Below are 18,601 nucleotides of genomic sequence, written 5' to 3'. Positions count from 1 at the left end.
ATAATCCGATGATTTTTATCTCCAGCAAAATGCTCCCGGAATGATTCCGACCGTGAACGTGTCGAGCAGCTCGCCTTCGGACGAGTAGCGCAGCACCACACCGTTCTGCACGTAGTCGATGGCATCGGCAATGTAGACATCGCCATTCACGGGGTTGATCGTCAATCCGTAGTAGAGCGTGTTGTGGTATTCGAGAAACGGCTTTACCGGCACACGATCGCTCGTCACATCCATGCACCAGACCGAATTGTTGAGCCAGTAGATCTTGTCTTTCGTGCCGTTGAGCTGCACCTCCGAAGGCCAGTCGCCGAATTTGAACTTGAACTGTTTTTCGATTTTGAACGTCTCGGCGTCGATGCGGTAGAGTGACGGGGCTTCGTGCCCGTAGGGACTGCCCTCGTAACCGCCGTCGGTGATCGTCCACATCTTGTTGTTGCAGTCCATTACCAGCGATGTGGGCTGGATCCCCACGACCAGTTCATCGACAACCTTGTCGGTTTGGGTGTCGATTTTCAGAATCCGGTTTTGGTACGACCAACAATTTGTAAAGACGTATTTGCCGTATTGCACCATCTGCTCCGTAGACCCCGATTCGTAGTCCATGTCAGTCTCGACGTAGCCTGTAATCCGATAGGTCTTGGGATTGACGATATAGATGCGCGGATCCCAAATTTGGGTAACGTAGGCCTTTTCGTCCGACAGAAAATGGATGTAACGCGGAGAGGTGAAGCCCGTGATTCTGCCAACCTCCTTGAACGTATTCGGGTCGATGGCGAAGATGACGCCCGAATTGTTGACCACGATCCAGCCCTGCCCGCCGTACATGGTCATCGACTGCGCGACATCGCCCAGCTTCTGGGCATTGGCCCGGGCGAATACCTCGTTCTCCACGTGCCGTGTCTCGGGATCGTAGTAGGATAACGACGCATTGCCGTACATGAAGTTGCCCTCGTTGGTGATAAACAACCCCTTGCCCGTGACCTCATCGCCGTTTCCGAATTCGCCACCGATGTCGAAGGCCTCCTCGTCGATGGGGCCATATCCCATGCACGAGGACAGCAGGAGTGCGAATAAGAGATAGAATATACGTTTTGTCATGGTCAAACAGAAGGGGGGCGTGGAGACGAACCGCCTCCATTCCCTCCTGGTTATTTAATTAGTTTTTGGAAATACGAACATCATCGATGCAGACATAGGCCGGCGTGTTCAGCCCGTAGGCTTCCGCATCCGAGCCTTCGAAATCGAATTCGATACGATTCACGGGCTGTTTCCTGATATTTGTCAGATTGAACAACGTCCACTCGGTAAGACAAACATTTCGTCCGTTTCGATAGTCGGCCAGATAGATCTCGTCCTCGGCGACCGGCGATGCGGCTCCGGCCTTATAGCCGCGGACCACCAGCTTGAACCATCCGTTTTTACTCGACAGGCTGCCCTGCGTGAAGCTGTTCCCTTGGACGATTACGCCGTATGCGTAAGAAGAGTTGCAGACATACATCTGGTCGAACCTGCGCTCTTCACTGTTGGCCAATGCCATCTGCGCACAGGCGATGAATCCCGAGTAAGTATCGGTGTAGCCGTAAACCACGCCGAAGTTCGATCCGCTGTGTCCGGCGTTGGCATTGGTATTATCCGCCGATGCCGTATTGTAGACGCTGCATTGGTTTTGGAAGGAATACCACCAGTCGTCTGAATGATTGTCGACGTTGGAGCGGATGTTCCAGTTCGAAACGGCAATGCCGCCGTTCCAATAGTTATACGTACCACCATAACCGTCTTTGTTCAGCCCGTAGACGATCTCGAAAAACCGGGGAGCATTGTCGGTGTAGGAGGTGAAGCGGTCGGGCTGGGATCCGGTGTAGCCGTCGTATAGATTGGCGCCGTAGGATGTGGGACCGGCGAGATGATTTGCGGGTACGTCGTCGAACGTTACGGTAACCCAATCGGATCCGACTTCGGCACGTGTTTGCGGAAAGTCCGAATCGAGCGGCTCCATGCAAAAATCGTCGTCCGCATTACAGGCGGAGAGAGTCACGGTGGCCATTGCTGCAACGGTCATTGCCAAAAAACTGAAATTCTGTTTCATGACTTTTGTATAATCGGTTAAACAAAAAGTTTAAGCACACAAAATTTCCATTCGTTGCGACGGACCTGCGACGAACGGGATTTTCGGTCATCAAAAAGAATTGCAAGGTATTTGCGGACAAGCCTCCATCCAATTTGATTAAGTGCCAATTTTCCCGTGGTCACAAAATCACATCTCGTCAAGCAGGTCTTCTGGCTCGTCCCATTTATCGCGCCTTCTCGGTATCGAATACCAATGGCAAAGAGTGCGATAAAATGAATCGGGGACTTACAGCTGCAGGTACAGCTCCGGATTCTCACCGGTATTCCCTTTTAATTCCGATCGACAATCCGATGCGGAAACTTAACAATTACAAATGTAGTGTTTTTCCTCGCATCTTGTACTGTTTTTTTTCTTTTTATTTAAATGGAGCCTTTCGTACCCCTCCCCTTCCTTGTTTTTGCGAACGATGTAATATCCTTGTATCGGATCAGCACCTTATATGGCTAATTCATGTTTTTAAGAGCAAACGCGACGCAATACTCCTGCAGATCTGCCTGGTTTTGCAATTCTATCAGGCTGCAGCTTCTTCGAATTCAGTTTCAGCCATTGCCTGCCTCTGGCTGAGGAGCCCTGCATTCGCAGTATGGATTCCGAAGTAGATCAGAAGTATCTCCGTCGACTTAATTCTCGCCATGATCTTCTTCATGCCGTAGTGCTCTTTCTGTGTTCCGAAAGAACCTTCCATAGCGGTCACCCGGACTCTGGCCAGTTCCTGTTTCAAAGCACTCTTCACCTCATTCCTGCTCTTCCGCCCCTTCGGCGAGAAGGAGGTCTTGATTTCTCTATCGCAACAGAAAGAACGGTTGGCATTGCCTGAGTACCCTTGGTCTCCACCGATATTCTTCACTGGAACACTTGTCGGTTTTTCTGCCAGAGTCACACAATGCTTCAAGCGGGTACCTTCACTGGAAGCATTGAATGACAACTTCTCCATGAACGAGATCCCGTCAATCTGGATGTTGTTGCACTTGGCTCCGAACTCGACTGTCTTGATCTCCTTTCCTCGTACAATCGGACGCACATACGGTTTGCTGACGCTCACAATGCGGTTCGGTATACTCTTTCTTGCATCTTCCCCGACAAAGTGGTTCTTCTGCTGACGGTATACCCTGGTAATTGTTTCAAGTAGCGACAGCTCTTTGTCAGAGAGCCGGTTCTTGTCTGCATGGATGCGGATCTGACGACGGATTTCTCCGAGGATTTTTCCTAACAATGCGAGCATGCGGAGTATCATCTTCCTGGTCTGCTTCCGGGTATGGCGTCACTGCTTCCGGTATGCGAGATTTGCTCTCGCGATACCGTTGTATTTGGTTCTCATCCTGTGCTCTCCAAGGCTGGAGCTGATCCTGAACATCATTACACGCTCAATACATTCCCAAAGGAGTCTCACATCTGTCGGATACCGCATCCAACGTTCATGGCAAGTCGCGTCAGTATACACCGTGTCAAGATTCTTCATGTACGGTATCCACTTATCGGCAAGCACCTTCTGTTGTTTCCGGACACGCAACTTCTTCGAGAGTTTATGCAATATATTGTCAATGAGTTTGTAGTTGGTCATCACATGATCAGGTCTGATTCTGATTCCGCAGAAGATCTGATAATGGATGTTGCCGGTATGAGTCCCAAGCTGATAGCCATTTCGCGAAGTGGTAAAAGTTTTTTGATGCGCCCTGGTTCTGTCCGGGCAAAGGCCTTGGTGTAATTCTTATGGAAATCGTACTCTGTGAATGCGACTTCTGGTTGGAGGTCTGATAAATTTTGTATTTTTGCCATGAGTGCTTTTTGCTCGTTTCCCCCGATTTTTACCTTTGCCTGAGGTGCGGGGATTTTATTTCCTCGTGCTAAGATGCATATTCACAATACTTTATCGATTAATTATTTATAAGGTTTTCAACATTTTGCGACGGTCCCTATATTACAAATATTATAAATTAAGTAATGAATGCTTCAAATGATTATTTACGTAGGACAATGGGATATTATCAATTTAAGATGTATAAATATGGTTAAAGTGAAAGCAAAAATCCGCCCCTTGATGGTTAAATGCCATCCGGATACTGTCGTCTATGTCGTAACTCGTAATCAACCGGTCAAAAAAATCTCCGGCGGGTATAATCTATTCTCCGATGAACGGGATGGAGAACTGTCTGATCCTGGGCCTGAAAACAAGGGCTGGCAGACATCCTCCAGGCGATCGGCAGCCCGGAAGTCACATGCGAAGATTGAGCGGCTGGACAGAATGGCTCAACGGAAAAATCACAGTGGCAACTCATCGCATGATGTGGTGTCGGGGCTCGGGTTTCCCGATCGGGAGAACACTATTTTCAATTTTATGGGAGAACTCATCGAACGTCTGCTGCAATTGAATCGCTTTGGTACAGCCAAGAATTACCGTGCCACACTCGGCAGTTTCATGCGATTTCGTGATTACAAGGACCTCCCGATAGAGGCGATAGACTCTTTTATCATGGAAGATTATCAGGCATATCTGAAATCCACCGGTATAACTCTAAATTCCATATCCTTTTATATGCGTAATCTTCATGCGGCTTATAACCAAGCTGTCGACCAAAATCTGACCGAAGACAGGAGGCCGTTCCGCAAGGTATTCACCGGGGTGGAAAAGACGCGCAAACGTGCCATATCGATCCATGACGTCAGACGCATCAAAAACCTCGACCTCCCGCTTGGATCAGATCTTGAATTAGCCCGCGATCTGTTTCTTTTTTTTTTCTCTGCCGGGGAATGTCGTTCATAGACGCTGCATTCCTGAAAAAAGATGATATTTGCAACGGCATACTGACCTATCGGCGCCATAAGACCGGACAGTTGCAGCACATAAAGATCATCAGACAAATAAAAGAAATCATCGACCGCCATTCAGACAAGGATTCCCCGTATCTGCTGCCTGTCATTTCCCATCCCGGACAAGACGGGCGAAGGCAGTATGAAACGGCGTTACGGCGAGTAAACCGCGATCTCAAAGTCATAGCCGAAATGGTAAAGCTGCCAGTCACGCTTACGACATATGTCAGCCGTCATGCATGGGCGACCATCGCCAAGTCTAAAAACGTGCCGATCAATGTTATTTCGGAAGCACTCGGACATGATTCCATTGCCACGACACAGATATATCTCGCCTCTATTGATGCATCCACCATTGACAGGGCTAACGAATTGATCGCTGGTGATTTGTAGACAGGCTCTTTCCCGGGAGACAGCCTGTCTCTTGGTTAGAAACAGATTCCCGATGCAAAGAAAATATAAAATCTGCAATAAATGGCTATTTGGAGATATTTTTTTGCTGTATTAAATTGTCAAGGTGTATAGAATATTGTTGATGATGCTGTATATCAATTGATTGTGCGTGTGGTCCGTTTCTAACCAAGAAACGGACTGTAAATAATATGCACATGAAAGGATTAATAGTATCATCGTTTCTGTTGCTCGGATGTATCCAGGCATCCGGGCAGGAACGTCAGAAAGAGGTCTGCGTTGGATTTCCGGTAGGAAAATCGACTCTGGATACTGCGTATGGCGATAATGCCACCAAATTGTCCGAGGTGGTATCGTTTCTGGAACGGGTGAAAAGAGACTCTACGCTGGAACTGGTCGAGGTGTCGTTCAGTGGTTTCGCCTCACCCGAAGGCAGCTTTGCCTTGAATAGGAAATTGGCGGAAAGACGCTGCAATTCTTTGGAATATTATGTCCGTGAACGCATCTTGCTTCCGGATAGTATCATTTCGCGTTCAGAGGGGTTTATCGCATGGAAATACCTTGCCGAACTGGTCGAAAATTCTGATATGCCCCACCGGGAAGAGGCGGTTGACGTGTTGCTCAATGGGCCGGAATTTACCTACGATCGTAATGGCCTGATGATTGACAGCCGCAAGAAACGCCTGCAGGAACTGCAATATGGGCGGACGTGGCATTATATGTACGAACATTTCTTTTGGAAAGTGCGTAATGCCGTACTTGTACTCGTAACGATTCACCACAAGCCTGTAATCAATGAAAAACCAGTCACCAAGGAGGAAAAACCGATTGCGCCGGTTTCTGTCGACACGACGGTTGTCGCGAAGATCCTGGATCCGGTTGTCGCGGAGCCCCCGGCGGTTTTGAAACCCTTCCACATGGCTCTCAAGACCAATATGCTTTATGATGCGCTGGCTGTTCTCAATATCGGAGCGGAATTCCATCTGGGGCGTAACTGGTCGGTCGGCATCAACTGGATGTACGGATGGTGGAAAAAAGAGAGCAGGCAACGTTACTGGCGTATATACGGTGGAGATGTTGCCTTGCGCAAATGGTTCGGAAAAAGAGCCGGAGAAAAACCTCTCACCGGACATCATGTGGGAGTTTACGGACAGGCTTTCACGTTCGATTTCGAATGGGGCGGCAAAGGTTATATGGGGGGCAAACCCGGCGGAACGCTCTGGGAAAGGGCTAATTATGCAGTAGGCGTGGAATACGGTTACTCGCTGCCCGTTGCAAGATGCATGAACATCGACTTTGCGCTCGGCGTGGGGTATTGGGGCGGTAAATATTACGAATACAACCCCTTGGATGGTCACTATGTATGGCAGGCCTCCAAAAACCGTCATTGGTTCGGACCGACGAAGGCCGAAATCTCTCTTGTGTGGCTGCTCGGTCGTGGAAATTACAATCAAAAGAAAGGAGGCAGACAATGAGCCGATATTTACTATTGTTTCTGATAGGTGTTTTCTTGAGTTCGTGTGAGCATAAGGACTTATGCTATGACCACCCCCTTGGTGTTGACATGCATCTGTCTTTTGACTGGAAGAATGCCCCGGATGCCTGTCCGGAACGTATGATGGCTTTCTTTTTTCCAGTCGGGGGTGGACAACCCGTCAAATATGAGTTTATGAATAAGACCGGAGGCAAACTCGAGTCTCTTCCGCGCGGGAGGTATCATGTGCTGTGTATGAACAGCGACACGGAGAAAGTCCTGATTAAGAGCGACGCATATGATATGTTCGAGATTTTCACCACCCCTGCCTCATTGCTGGAAGGGTTGGGGACAATGGTTTCCACGGAACCTGCCCGCCCCGAAGATGAGCCTGTTGTTGCAACTCCCGACATGATATGGATGGACCGTCTGGAAAGCCTCACGGTGTCCGAATCGGATCGGGGTGATACCATCACGCTTTACCCTGCGGAATCGGTCGTTAGAGTCAGTTGCGAAATTCGCAACGTGCAGAATATTAAACATGTGACCGGCGTTATCGGTTCGTTGTCGGGTATGTCCAGAAGTTATTTTGCCGGAAAGGACAAACTCTCGGAAGTACGCGTGACCCATCCTTTCGCGCTTTCAAAAAGAGAGGAAAACGTGATTACGGGTGAATTTCTTGTCTTCGGGCATTGTCCCGATACGGCCATGCACCACCAGCTCACGGTTTATGCCGTTCTCGAGGACGGAAGCAAATGGTACTACAGGTTCGACAAGGACGATGTTACCCGGCAAATTCATGAGGCTCCCGACCGGCATCGCATACATATCGTTTTGGACAAACTTCCCTTCCCGAAACCCATTGTCGGAGGAGGAGGAATGTATCCCTCAGTCGACGATTGGGAGGATGTGAATGAAAATATAGATATGTGATCTATATAATATTTATTATTAACTAATTATTATTTCAATTATGAAAATTAGAACTCTGTTTTTGGCCTCCGCAGCATTGGCCGCTTTAGCATCATGCTCGAATGACAAGTTGTCGGATGTAAATCAGGGAAGTGCCATCCGTATGAGAGCCTTCTTGAATAGTCCCATCTCTCGCGCCACGGTAATGACTCCTGCAAATATGGGAAGTTTTAAAGTCCATGCACATTCCGCCTCCAACACCGGATTTAACTTTACCGATGTGTTTAAAAACACAAGTGGAGGAACCGGAGACTGGAACAGCGACAACAAACATTATTGGCCGGGCGACGACTCCGAACTGGAATTTTTCGCTTACGCTCCGGCTACTACCGCAGCGGCAACTGATGGCAAGACTATTCCCAATTATACCATTACGGCTACTTCGGCCAAAGATCAGACGGACTTGGTTGTCGGGTTTAATAAGGGCAAGAAATCGATCAATGAGACCGCCGGTCTTGCAATGAACTTTCGCCATGCTTTGTCGCAGGTCGTCATACAGGCCAAAAACTCCAACGCAACCAACATGAAAGTCGAAGTCATTGGCGTGAAAGTAGGTTTCGTAAAATCGAACGGTACCTTGACTATGCCTGCAACTGAAACATCCAACGACGGAACGACCCTTCCTTCCGGCAATTGGACAGGTCAGGCAACGGAACTCACCTATACTGCCGGTTCGAATGATAAAACCGCTGCCACAGGTACAGGTAATGTTATTGAGTTGACTGGCACTGCCAAGGATCTTCAATTTGGCGAAGGCGGTTTCATGCTATTGCCGCAAAAACAGTCTCAATGGACTTCGGTGCCTGGTGCTGACGGTGCTTATCTGGCCGTATTGTGTCGAATCAGCCAAAACGATGGTGCCGGCAATTGGAATCTGCTTTACCCGGCCCCTAATACCACTAATTATGCTTATTCGGCCGTGCCTGTTGCTGTAAATTGGGAACCGGGTAAGAAGTACACTTACACGCTTGATTTCTTTGGTAACGGCGGCGGTGGTCAGGTCGATCCTGACGAATCTAATGGTGGTGGAGATATCGTGGGTGGTCCGATCAAGTTTACCGTTACCGTGGATAGCTGGACTGATGTCGACACGGATATCGACTTGTAAATAATCTCTTTGATGAAATCCCCCAATAGCGAAACGATACCCGATGCAAGGGGGTGATCACAATTTTCCACCCCGGAATGAGGTAGATGTTTTCCTCATTCCGGGGTTAATATAATATAAATTAAATCCGGTCAATGAGATTGTATTCGCAAAATATTTTATTTCTCAACACTTCATATTGATGAAAACAAATAATTTGAACAACTGCTTTTTTTTTATGTGGTTGCTCGTATTTGCTACAGCCTGTGAGGATAAGTCGTTTTCTCCCCCTTTCAGCAATAGCAACAGCGTGCAGTTCAGTCTTGAAAACATCTCGGAAAAGAATGCTTTAAGCCGTTCCTTTTCCGACGGTGACAGCCTGCTCTCTTCCGGCATTATTCCGCTGGAAGCCGAGGACCGCACTTTATATTTACACTCCTCCGTCACCGAGGGTATTGACGGGAGCCGTTTGGGTAAAGACGAGTCTGTTACCCGCGCCGCTCCCGTAAGTGATATGAACACCTACGGAAGTTTTTCCGTTTTTGCCGCTTTTTATCAAGGTGCATGGTTGCCTGGCAGTCAAAACATGAACTTCATGTATTATGTTCCTGTCAGTCTGTCGGGTGGCGTGTGGTCTCCTCAAACGGATTATTATTGGCCCGGCAGCGGCTATAAGATTCGTTTTTTTGCTTATGCTCCGATCGATGCGGAGTTTAAGCCTTCGGATCAAAGTGCAGCAGCCAATGATTTTCATATCAAATACGACGTCCCGACCGATGTGTCGAAACAGAAGGATCTGCTGGTAGCCAAAAGTACGGAATATCCGGGTAATCATGGCAATAGTGTATCTTTGCCGTTCAAGCATGTGCTCACGGCTGTGCGGTTTGTTGTGGGAGATGACATGAAAGCCGGCACTGTGAATAAAATTCGGTTGCGGAACATCGCTTCTGCCGGTACGTATGATCCTGAAACGGGGCTCGGGCAGGTGTCGGGAGCAGTCAAGGACTTCGGGCAAGAGTTGAACAAGGTGACAGACGGCACTCCGGGTTCGGCTATAACGGAGCCTTTCCAGACTTTCATGCTTCCTCCGCAAAGTTTTCACGACGATAGCAGTGTCATTGAGATTGTGTTCACGGATGATGATGCCGAACATACTCTGACTGCCAGTCTTAAAGGCCAGTCGTGGGTTGCCGGCACAACCGTCACATATACAATTTCCACCAGTTCCATCAATTGGAATTACACGCTTGTCGTCGCACCGCCTGCCGACTTCGACTATACCGGCGGTACAAAGCCATATCATGTTACCAGTTACCGTCAGAACTCCAAAGGGGTCATAGAAGCCGCCGGATGGACTGCACGGTTTTCCACGGATAACGGAGATTCTTGGGCGGACACCCCGCCGGAATGGCTCCCCGCTTTTACCGCTTCCGATGCGGGCGGGACAACGCCACGGGCATACGATGTAACAGTCAGTGCACAGATTGGTTCTGATAAGAACAATCCTCATACGGCCGCTTTGCAGAACGCCCCTGTCAAAGGCAGCGCAAGTTCTCCGTACAATCTTGCCAACCAGACCGACGGAGGCCCAATTGATGAGAATACAGCCAACTGCTATGTTGTTAATGCTCCCGGCCATTACTCTTTTCCCCTGGTATACGGGAATGCTATCAAAGATGGAACAACCAATACTTCCGCATATTTCTCCAAGGTTTCGGGTCCTTCCATTCTGAGTCGTTTTGTCTCCAGTGACTCAAATTATAGCGTAGTTGATATCTACTCGCCTTATATAAAAAGGCACGCCTACTGTGTCCCTGCCAAAGCCGAACTGCTATGGCAGGATGCTCCGAATCTGGTTACCAATATAGAATACAACGATACGGCCGACGGCAATATTTCCTTTACGGTGAATAGGGACTATATCTGCCAGGGCAATGCCGTTATCGTCATCAAGGCAGCCAATAACTCTATTCTCTGGTCCTGGCATATCTGGGTTACCGATGAAGATCTCAGCAAAACGGTTGAAGTAACCAACCACCAAAACCATAAATATAAATTTATGCCTGTCAATCTCGGCTGGTGTGCCGATCGTGTTATTACCTATGCAGCTCGTAGCTGCAAAGTAAGATTCATAGCCGGAAACCAAAGTCAAGAAATGACCATTCAACAAACCTCGAAATCAATTACTTTAGGTGGTGGCAGTCCCTATTATCAATGGGGACGCAAGGATCCCTTTATTCCTTCGGGCGGAGGTTTAACCAATAAAACATGGTACGACCCGGACGGCTCTGCTCGCACAGAATCTCCTTATTGGTTTGTGGGTGGTGGTATCGGTAAACAGAGTATTTCAAGCTATGTCTCGTCGCCTCAGGCAATGTCGAAAAATGACGATGGTGATTATTTTTATTCTAATCTTTGGTGTGCCAATAATTTCTTTACTGCTGAATTTGACCCCCAAAATGACAATCCGGTTGTAAAAACGATTTATGATCCCTCTCCTGTCGGCTTCACGGTTCCTCCCGGCAATGCCTTTACGGGATTTACAACAACGGGACGCCCGGCATCATACAAACCTGAAGAAGTCAACGGATTTTGGGACAATGCCTTGGGAGGAGGATATAATTTCTACACTGATCCCTCGAAAACCAAAACCATCTTCTTCCCTGCGATGGGACATCGTAACTATAGAAGGTCTTGCGATATAGACGGGGGTGGTACATGGGGTTACTTTTGGACGGCGAATACAACCTACAAGAATGATGGTTTGGACATGTCTCTCGCTCCGTGGACGGTATACCCGATTCACCGCCTGAATCGATCCTATGCGTGTATGGTGCGTCCTGCTCAAGAATAGGGGCCATCGCGACTATATGATCGTTTAAATATTCTCTTAAAATGAGTATTGCCGTATAGCCTCTTCTTCTGGAAGTCGTGCTATACGGCATTTTCGCCAATTGGCACATTGGTACCGTCTCGAAAAGGAAGCTCTCCAACTCCCTTCTTTCGCGCCTCGCTCCACCTGTTTTTGAAATCAACGGACCCCGCAGTTGCTGTATTGCTCTCTCGTTGATGGGTGAATGTTTTTGAAAATCAGTTTGTTGTTGGTGATTCGGTGCGCTTTTTCGAGTCGGAAAAAAGTACACCGAACAGGCCGCAGACAACCGGCTTTTCGATGCCTTTGCCCCCCCCCTCCAAAAAAACTGTAAATTCGCGATTCGAAGGGTTTTGCAATCTTTTGCGTTTCGTCCCGGTCCCCGACTCCTCCGGAGCCGACCTCATGGCAATCGACTTCGCCCCGGGAAGCTGTGAGCATCGTCCCGAACTCACGGACGGACACCGCAATACAAGCACTGCGGCCGACCGGACAAAACCGGTCGGTCGCAGCGTTGCATTCCTGCTCGGAATCAGAGTTGCGGCCGTAGCCGGTTCCCGATCCCGAGGTCGGTGACTTGAATTATTGTGCGGCAAGCTCCTTTACCAGGCGTTCGCCCAGCCCGATCGAGTAGCCCGACGAGCGGAAGAGAATCCGTCCGAATCCGTCGGTCACGGCCACGATCGGCAACTCGTCGCGTGTGAGCCCCGCTCCGGCAACCAGCCGGGTGCGGAGTTCGCCCGTGGCATCGATGCCGAATTGCAGGGTCGAAGGTATTGCCGGGAAATCATCCGCCACGAACCGGCGGGCGTTCTCCTCGCTGGCAAACAGCAGGACGATCGGTGTGCCGGTCGTCTCGAGTGCTTCGCGGAACGCCGCAATGTCGTTCAAGGCGTGGTTCGTGGGCTCCTCGCCGGCGCCCAAAATACCCACGACGCAGCATCCGTCGCCCATCGACGCATGCAGTGCGCGCGTCTGGCCGTCGAGGGTCTGGTACTCGAGTTCCGTGTCGAAGGTCCCGTAGACCTCGCCCGAGCGCTGTTCGGCCGGAAGAACCAGGTCGACCGTCGTTTCGGCCTCTTTGGCGATGGTGAAAATCCGCAACTCGGTCAGCACCTCGCCGCCGCTCAGGCGGGTTCCGCTTACCAGCGCATAGTCGCCGGCTTCAAGTCGGACCCCTTCGCGGAACTGGCCGTTCCACGTATTCCCCTCGCCGAAATGGAGCAGCCGCATCCGGCCCTCCTCGATGCGCGAAAGGGTGAAGTGTTTGTAATAATAGGGATCGGGGACAGCGACCGAAGGGGTGTGCGTCAGCTTCAATGTCCCGTAGTCGGTCGGAGCCGGTTCGGGAGCTTCGAAATCGACGTCGTAATCGGTCCCGGCATGGCTGTAACGGATTTTGCCGGTCACCTCGTCGCGCCAGGCCGGAATCTCCAGACTCCGGCAAACGGCGATGAAGAAGAGGTCGCGCGAGGTCTGGTCCACGATCCGGGACTCCCAGACCCCGATCGGGCGAATGGGAACCAGCCGCATGTTGTGCATAGACTCCATGCGCAGGCTGTCGCGGCACCAGGCGACCAGCTGCTGCGGATCTTCGCGGAACCGGGCGGCATCGGCTGCCGGGATCTGCTCCTGGAGGTAGGCGCGATAGGCACTCAGCAACTCCAGCCCGACGCGCGGATTCATTATGCGGGCCGGGTCGCCTTCCGCCTGGTAGAGATGGTCGTCGAATACTTCGCGCGGCGTATCGTGGAGGTCTTTCCGCGACACCTGCTCCAGCAGAGCCAACGCCCGGTCGCCCTTTCCGGCGCCCACCGCAGCTTCGAGAAATGCCTCGATGGCGGCGTAGTTGCCTTTCGACTCGACCAGCAGGGCCGCCGTCCGGGCGGCATCGAGGCCCAGTTTGCGGGCAAAGGCCTCGCCCTGCGCCGTTGTGCGGAACGTTGCCGTATAGGCGTTGCGCAACGAATCCTCATAGATCATCCGGCGCGTGTTTTCGGCCCGCTGCTCCTCCGTGACGGGCGGCAGTTCGCCGCTCTCGGGTGGGGGAACCAGGCAAAATTCCGAAGCAAAGGTTGCTCCGGGCGTTTTGTCGAGAGTCACGATCACCGCTTCGTCCTTGCCGAACGAAACTTTGGCGAAGCCGTAACGGCCCTCCTTCGAGGCCCAGACAAGGGCATCGCCGCGTCCGGCAATCACCGACGTGCGGCCCTGTGCATCGGCCTGCTGCGAGGCGATCGAATAGAGCTCGGAATAGTTGTAGATCTTATATTCCACGCGGGCATCGGCTGCGGGCGTTCCGTCGGCCTCGATCACCGACACGGCGACCGAAGCCGTCGGCGCATAATTCTCCGTGATGTTGATCTCGGTGAACAGCGGGGTGCGGCGCATCACCTGCTCGGGGCCTTCGTAGCGGCCGAACACGTTTGTGTGCAGCAACATTCCGCGGCTGGCCGGGGCATTGAACCACCCCAGGTCGAGCACGGGTTCGGGCTCGCAGGCTCCCAGGAAATACCATTCGCCGTCGGCCCAAGCCTCAACCCAGGCGTGGTTGTCGTCGGTATGCGCCCAGCGGGGGGTGTAGACCTGACGGGCCGGGATACCCACGGCCCGCAGGGCGGCGACCAGCAGGGTCGACTCCTCGCCGCAACGGCCCGCCGCCGTGCAAATCATGGCCAGCGGGGCGCTCGTCCGCGAGTCGGTTGGCGTATAGACCGCCTTTTCATGGCACCAGTGGTTGATCTCCAGGATGGCTTCCTGCATCGAAAGTCCCTGCACGCGTTCGCTCAATTCCGCATAAAAGACGCCGCGGGCCTCGTCCAGATCTTCGTTGTTCACCCGTACGGGCAGCACAAAATGGCGGTAGTAATCCACCGGAATGATCGCGCCCCACGGCATCCGCTCGCGGGCCTCTTCGCTCAGCCGGACGTTCCGCAGGAAATAGTCTCCGTCGAAATTGACGGCATCGCCCAAAGGCATATAGGCATAGAGGAATTGCAGCGCCTCGCGTTCACGCTCCGTGAGCGACGCCTCGTCGAGAATGCGCAACGCATCGCAGCGGGCCAGCATCTCCCGCCGCTGCTCCAGGTCCTGAAGCACCTGCCGGCGGTAGGCTCTGTCGGAGAAGATGCCCGTTTCCCGGCCGCACGTACAAAAAAGAATCACGACGGCAACAAGCGCCGTCCATCGTAAAAATTTCATAACCGAATCGCATTTGGAATTAAAAACGACGTGCTCCGTTTTCCGAAAATCCATTTACGACGAGTTACTCATCTGCAAAGATATATTTTTTTTTGTAACTGGATGCAACTTTACACCCAATAAAGTATATGGACGGTTTTGCAGCACGTCTGGTTGCAGGTTCACGACCCGTGGCCGCGTTTGCAATTCTGACCCGCTCCCGCTCCCGCGCCTCGGTCAGGGCCTTTGCCGGAAGGCCGGAGGAGGGCCGCTGCAAATCTGCCATCCGATCGTTTGTGTGAAATTTGTGTGACATTTTTTTTATCCGGCTGATTTTTTTTGTTGTTTTAATTATTTTTTTATAATTTTAATTTGATTTTAAAAAATAACGACGTGCAACCACCGAAAACCTAATTTCGGCGACCTGAAAATGACGTTTAAACTTAAAAGATACCGCCTATGTAAATAAAAAATCGGAACAACCTACACACCTTAATTATCTACTAATTTTAACGAACCATTAACAGAATGAAACACAATCGACAAGCGTTTGCTTTTTGCCGTTATTTACTGATGACTGCGGCTTTGTTCGTCGCAACTTCGGTTTCCGCCCAAACGCTGCAAGTTAAGGGTACGGTATTGGACGCTCAGGGAGCACCGCTTCCGGGCGCTTCGGTCATCGTTCCCGGAACGGCCAACGGTGTATCCACCGACGTTAACGGCACCTTCACCATCTCCGTAAGCCCGAACAGCGACCTTGAAGTGTCGTTTATCGGCTACATTCCCCAAACCATACAGATCGGCAAAAATCCCCCCCCCTCGCTCAAAATCACTTTAGCTGAAGATTCTCAATCGATTGGAGAGGTCGTAGTCACCGCACTCGGTATCAGCCGTGAAAAGAAAACACTGGGCTACGCCATCCAGGAAGTCAAGGGAGAATCGCTGGTCGAGGCGCGCGAAATCAATATCGCCAACGCCCTGACCGGTAAAATCGCCGGTGTGGAAATCATCCGTTCGAGCAACGGCCCCGGCGGTTCGTCAAAAATCCAACTTCGCGGTAACAACTCGCTTACCGGTCTGAACCAACCCCTTATCGTAGTCGACGGTATTCCGATGGATAACTTCACCGGAGCCGCCAACAACGACTTCTGGAATCCTTCGGCCGACATGGGTAACGGTCTGCAGGATATCAACCCCGAAGACGTTGAATCGATGTCCGTGCTGAAAGGAGCTTCGGCTGCCGCTCTTTACGGTTCGCGGGCAGGTAACGGTGTCATCCTCATCACCACCAAGAAAGGCCGTGAAACACCCGGTCTGGGTATCACCGTTTCGGGAACCGCCACGATGACCACCCGCTTCATGCGTCCCGACCACCAGACCATCTTCGGTCAGGGCAGCAACGGTATTTATAACAAGGAGTCGGGTTCGAGCTGGGGGCCCCGCATCGAAGGCCAGGAGTATGAGCGCTGGGACGGCGAAACGGGCCGCATGCACTACTACGACAACCTGGAGAACTACCTCGATACGGGTGTGAACCTCCAGGGGAACATCACCTTCTCGCAGCAGTACGGCAAGACGTCGATCTACTCGTCGTTGACCCGTCTGAACGACGACAGCATGACCCCCGGTGCCGAATTGCGCCGCACCAACCTCATGCTGCGCGGTACGACGATTTTCGGCAAGAACGACCGTTGGAGCTTCGATGCCAAGGTGCAGTACATCCGTGCCCGTGCCAACAACCGCCCGATTTCGGGCAGTAACGGCACCAATGTCTCGATGGGCATGTACACGATGCCGATTTCGGTTGACATCCGCGAATTCGAAGATGCCGTGGATGCAGACGGTAACATGTTCTGGTACAGCGAAGGCGGCAACAACCCCTACTGGCTGGCCCGCTACAACCAGAACGAGGATACTCGCGACCGTTTCCTGATGAATGCCTCGCTCAAGTACCGCTTCACCGACTGGCTTGATCTCGAGCTCCGTGCCGGTACCGACATGTATTTCACCGAGACCGAGTCGAAGACCTACGGAGGTAATGCCAACCTCGCTTCGGGCCGCGGTTCCTATTCGCTGGGCGAAAGCCGTTTCTACGAGAACAACTATTCGTTCCTTTTCTCGGCCAAGAAAGACAACATCTTCGGCGAGTGGGGTGGTGCCCTGACCTTCGGTGGCAACATGATGGAGCGCAAGAGCCGCGGCATCTCGTCGAGCATCAACCCGCTCAACATCCCCGACCTGTTCGACCTGAACAACGGTATTTCGAAACCTTCGGTCAACGAATCCTTCTCGCACCGCAAGATGAATTCGCTCTACGGTACGGCCCAGATCAACTACGGCGGTTTCGTCTTCTTCGATGCTACGTTCCGTAACGACTGGACATCGACCCTCTCGAAGGCCAACCGTTCGTTCTTCTATCCGTCGGTTTCGCTCTCGTGGGTGATCAGCGACATGGTCAACAAATACGGGAAGATGCCCGACTGGTTCACCTATGCCAAGGTCCGTGCATCGTATGCTCAGGTGGGTAACGACATGGATCCCTATCAACTCTACAATACGTACAGCGTAGGTACCGACCCCAACGGCAATCCGACCGCTTCGTCGGGCGACACGCTCTTCAATGCCGATGTGAAGAACGAGTTGATCAAATCGTGGGAGGCCGGTCTCGAAGTGAAGTTCTTCGACAACCGCTTGGGCCTCGACGTGGCTTACTACAAGTCCAACGCGACGAACCAGCTGATCAACCTGCCGATGAACTCGCTTTCGGGCTACAATTCGAAGAAAGTCAACGCCGGTAATATCCAGAACGAGGGTATCGAGGCGATGATCAACGCCCGTCCCGTTCAGACCCGGAATTTCAGTTGGTCGACGAATTTTAACATCGCCCATAACAAGAACACGATCATCGAACTGGCCGACGGCGTTTCGCAGTACCAGTTGGGCGGTTACGACAACCTCCAGGTATTTGCCGAGGTCGGTGGCGACTACGGTGAAATCTACGGTACGAAGTACCAGCGCGTGGAAGACAAGGAGAGCCCCTACTACGGACAGCTTCTGCTCGACGCTTCGGGTCTGCCGCAGGGTACCTCTTCCAAGTATCGCCTCGGTTCGCAGCAGACGAAAGTGACCCTGGGCTGGACCAACCAGTTCCAGTGGAAAGACCTGTCGTTCTCGTTCCAGGTGGATGCCCGCATCGGCGGTAAGATCTTCTCGGGTACGCAGCAGATGATGCAGCTCTCCGGTACGGCTGCCAAGACCGTGAAGGACGGCAAGCGCGAAAATTTCGTTCTGAAGGGTGTCGTCAACGACAATGGCAATTTGGTGGAGAATACCAAGGAGATCACCGTGCAGGATTACTGGTCGGCCATCACGAGCCGCAGCGGCAACCTGGGTATCTCCGAGGCCAACCTCTACGACGCCACCAACGTCCGTCTGCGTAACATCGCCATCGCTTACTCGCTGCCCAAGCGGCTGCTGGCCCGTACGAAGATTTTCCAGTCGATCAAGGTGGGCTTCTCGGTAACGAACGTCTGCATGATTTACAGTGCCATGGATGGTGTCGACCCCGAATCCATCTTTGCGACTTCGACCAATGCAACCGGTTTCGAGTACGGAGCACTTCCTACCTCGCGTAGCTATGTATTCAACATCTCGCTCGGTTTCTAAACA

Annotated in this window: 12 protein-coding genes and 1 riboswitch; of the genes, 7 read left to right on the top strand and 5 right to left on the bottom strand. The window is 51.6% G+C overall.

Annotated features, from left to right (window positions below; all coding sequences use genetic code 11):
• Nucleotides 1–15: 15 nt before the first annotated feature.
• The 4 genes from QZ460_RS06270 to QZ460_RS06255 all read right to left on the bottom strand — a co-directional run bounded on the left by QZ460_RS06270 (nucleotide 16) and on the right by QZ460_RS06255 (nucleotide 3,904).
• Entirely contained in the window at nucleotides 16–1,047 is a 1,032-nt protein-coding gene (locus QZ460_RS06270; protein ID WP_290540755.1) for a DUF5074 domain-containing protein, read from the bottom strand.
• A gap of 109 nt (nucleotides 1,048–1,156) precedes the next feature.
• The gene (locus tag QZ460_RS06265; RefSeq protein ID WP_290540722.1) at nucleotides 1,157–2,086 is read right to left on the bottom strand and encodes a DUF4465 domain-containing protein; all 930 of its coding nucleotides are present in this window, start codon (nucleotides 2,084–2,086) and stop codon (nucleotides 1,157–1,159) included.
• A gap of 163 nt (nucleotides 2,087–2,249) precedes the next feature.
• Nucleotides 2,250–2,447: riboswitch (cobalamin riboswitch) on the bottom strand.
• A 192-nt stretch (nucleotides 2,448–2,639) separates the two neighbouring features.
• Nucleotides 2,640–3,350 carry a transposase gene (locus tag QZ460_RS06260; RefSeq protein ID WP_290540721.1) on the bottom strand — a complete coding sequence of 237 codons (711 nt, stop codon included), beginning with the start codon at nucleotides 3,348–3,350 and terminating at the stop codon, nucleotides 2,640–2,642.
• 338 nt (nucleotides 3,351–3,688) lie between these two features.
• Complete coding sequence (locus QZ460_RS06255; protein ID WP_290540720.1) at nucleotides 3,689–3,904, bottom strand: hypothetical protein; 216 nt, start codon at nucleotides 3,902–3,904, stop codon at nucleotides 3,689–3,691.
• Between the two features lie 229 nt (nucleotides 3,905–4,133).
• Here QZ460_RS06255 and QZ460_RS06250 point away from each other — a divergent pair, with 229 nt between their 5' ends.
• From QZ460_RS06250 to QZ460_RS06225, 6 genes are all read left to right on the top strand, one after another.
• Nucleotides 4,134–4,889 (top strand): phage integrase SAM-like domain-containing protein, encoded by a 756-nt coding sequence (locus QZ460_RS06250; protein WP_290540719.1) that lies wholly within the window; start codon nucleotides 4,134–4,136, stop codon nucleotides 4,887–4,889.
• Entirely contained in the window at nucleotides 4,877–5,329 is a 453-nt protein-coding gene (locus QZ460_RS06245) for a tyrosine-type recombinase/integrase (RefSeq protein WP_290540718.1), read from the top strand. Before QZ460_RS06250 ends, QZ460_RS06245 begins: the two co-directional genes overlap by 13 nt.
• 215 nt (nucleotides 5,330–5,544) lie before the next feature.
• Nucleotides 5,545–6,822 carry a DUF3575 domain-containing protein gene (locus QZ460_RS06240; protein WP_290540717.1) on the top strand — a complete coding sequence of 426 codons (1,278 nt, stop codon included), beginning with the start codon at nucleotides 5,545–5,547 and terminating at the stop codon, nucleotides 6,820–6,822.
• Nucleotides 6,711–7,754 (top strand): DUF5119 domain-containing protein, encoded by a 1,044-nt coding sequence (locus tag QZ460_RS06235; RefSeq protein WP_366934992.1) that lies wholly within the window; start codon nucleotides 6,711–6,713, stop codon nucleotides 7,752–7,754. Before QZ460_RS06240 ends, QZ460_RS06235 begins: the two co-directional genes overlap by 112 nt.
• A gap of 40 nt (nucleotides 7,755–7,794) precedes the next feature.
• Entirely contained in the window at nucleotides 7,795–8,901 is a 1,107-nt protein-coding gene (locus QZ460_RS06230; RefSeq protein WP_290540715.1) for a fimbrillin family protein, read from the top strand.
• A 181-nt stretch (nucleotides 8,902–9,082) separates the two neighbouring features.
• Entirely contained in the window at nucleotides 9,083–11,734 is a 2,652-nt protein-coding gene (locus QZ460_RS06225) for a fimbrillin family protein (RefSeq protein WP_290540714.1), read from the top strand.
• A gap of 600 nt (nucleotides 11,735–12,334) precedes the next feature.
• Here QZ460_RS06225 and QZ460_RS06220 read toward each other — a convergent pair.
• The gene (locus QZ460_RS06220) at nucleotides 12,335–14,953 is read right to left on the bottom strand and encodes a transglutaminase family protein (protein WP_290540713.1); all 2,619 of its coding nucleotides are present in this window, start codon (nucleotides 14,951–14,953) and stop codon (nucleotides 12,335–12,337) included.
• Nucleotides 14,954–15,505: 552 nt separating this feature from the next.
• Here QZ460_RS06220 and QZ460_RS06215 point away from each other — a divergent pair.
• Complete coding sequence (locus tag QZ460_RS06215) at nucleotides 15,506–18,598, top strand: SusC/RagA family TonB-linked outer membrane protein (protein ID WP_290540712.1); 3,093 nt, start codon at nucleotides 15,506–15,508, stop codon at nucleotides 18,596–18,598.
• Nucleotides 18,599–18,601: the final 3 nt, after the last annotated feature.

The organism is Alistipes sp. (assembly GCF_020026455.1).
In the GTDB taxonomy this organism is placed as follows: Bacteria; Bacteroidota; Bacteroidia; order Bacteroidales; family Rikenellaceae; genus Alistipes.
This window is presented reverse-complemented; position numbering and strand designations above follow the sequence as displayed.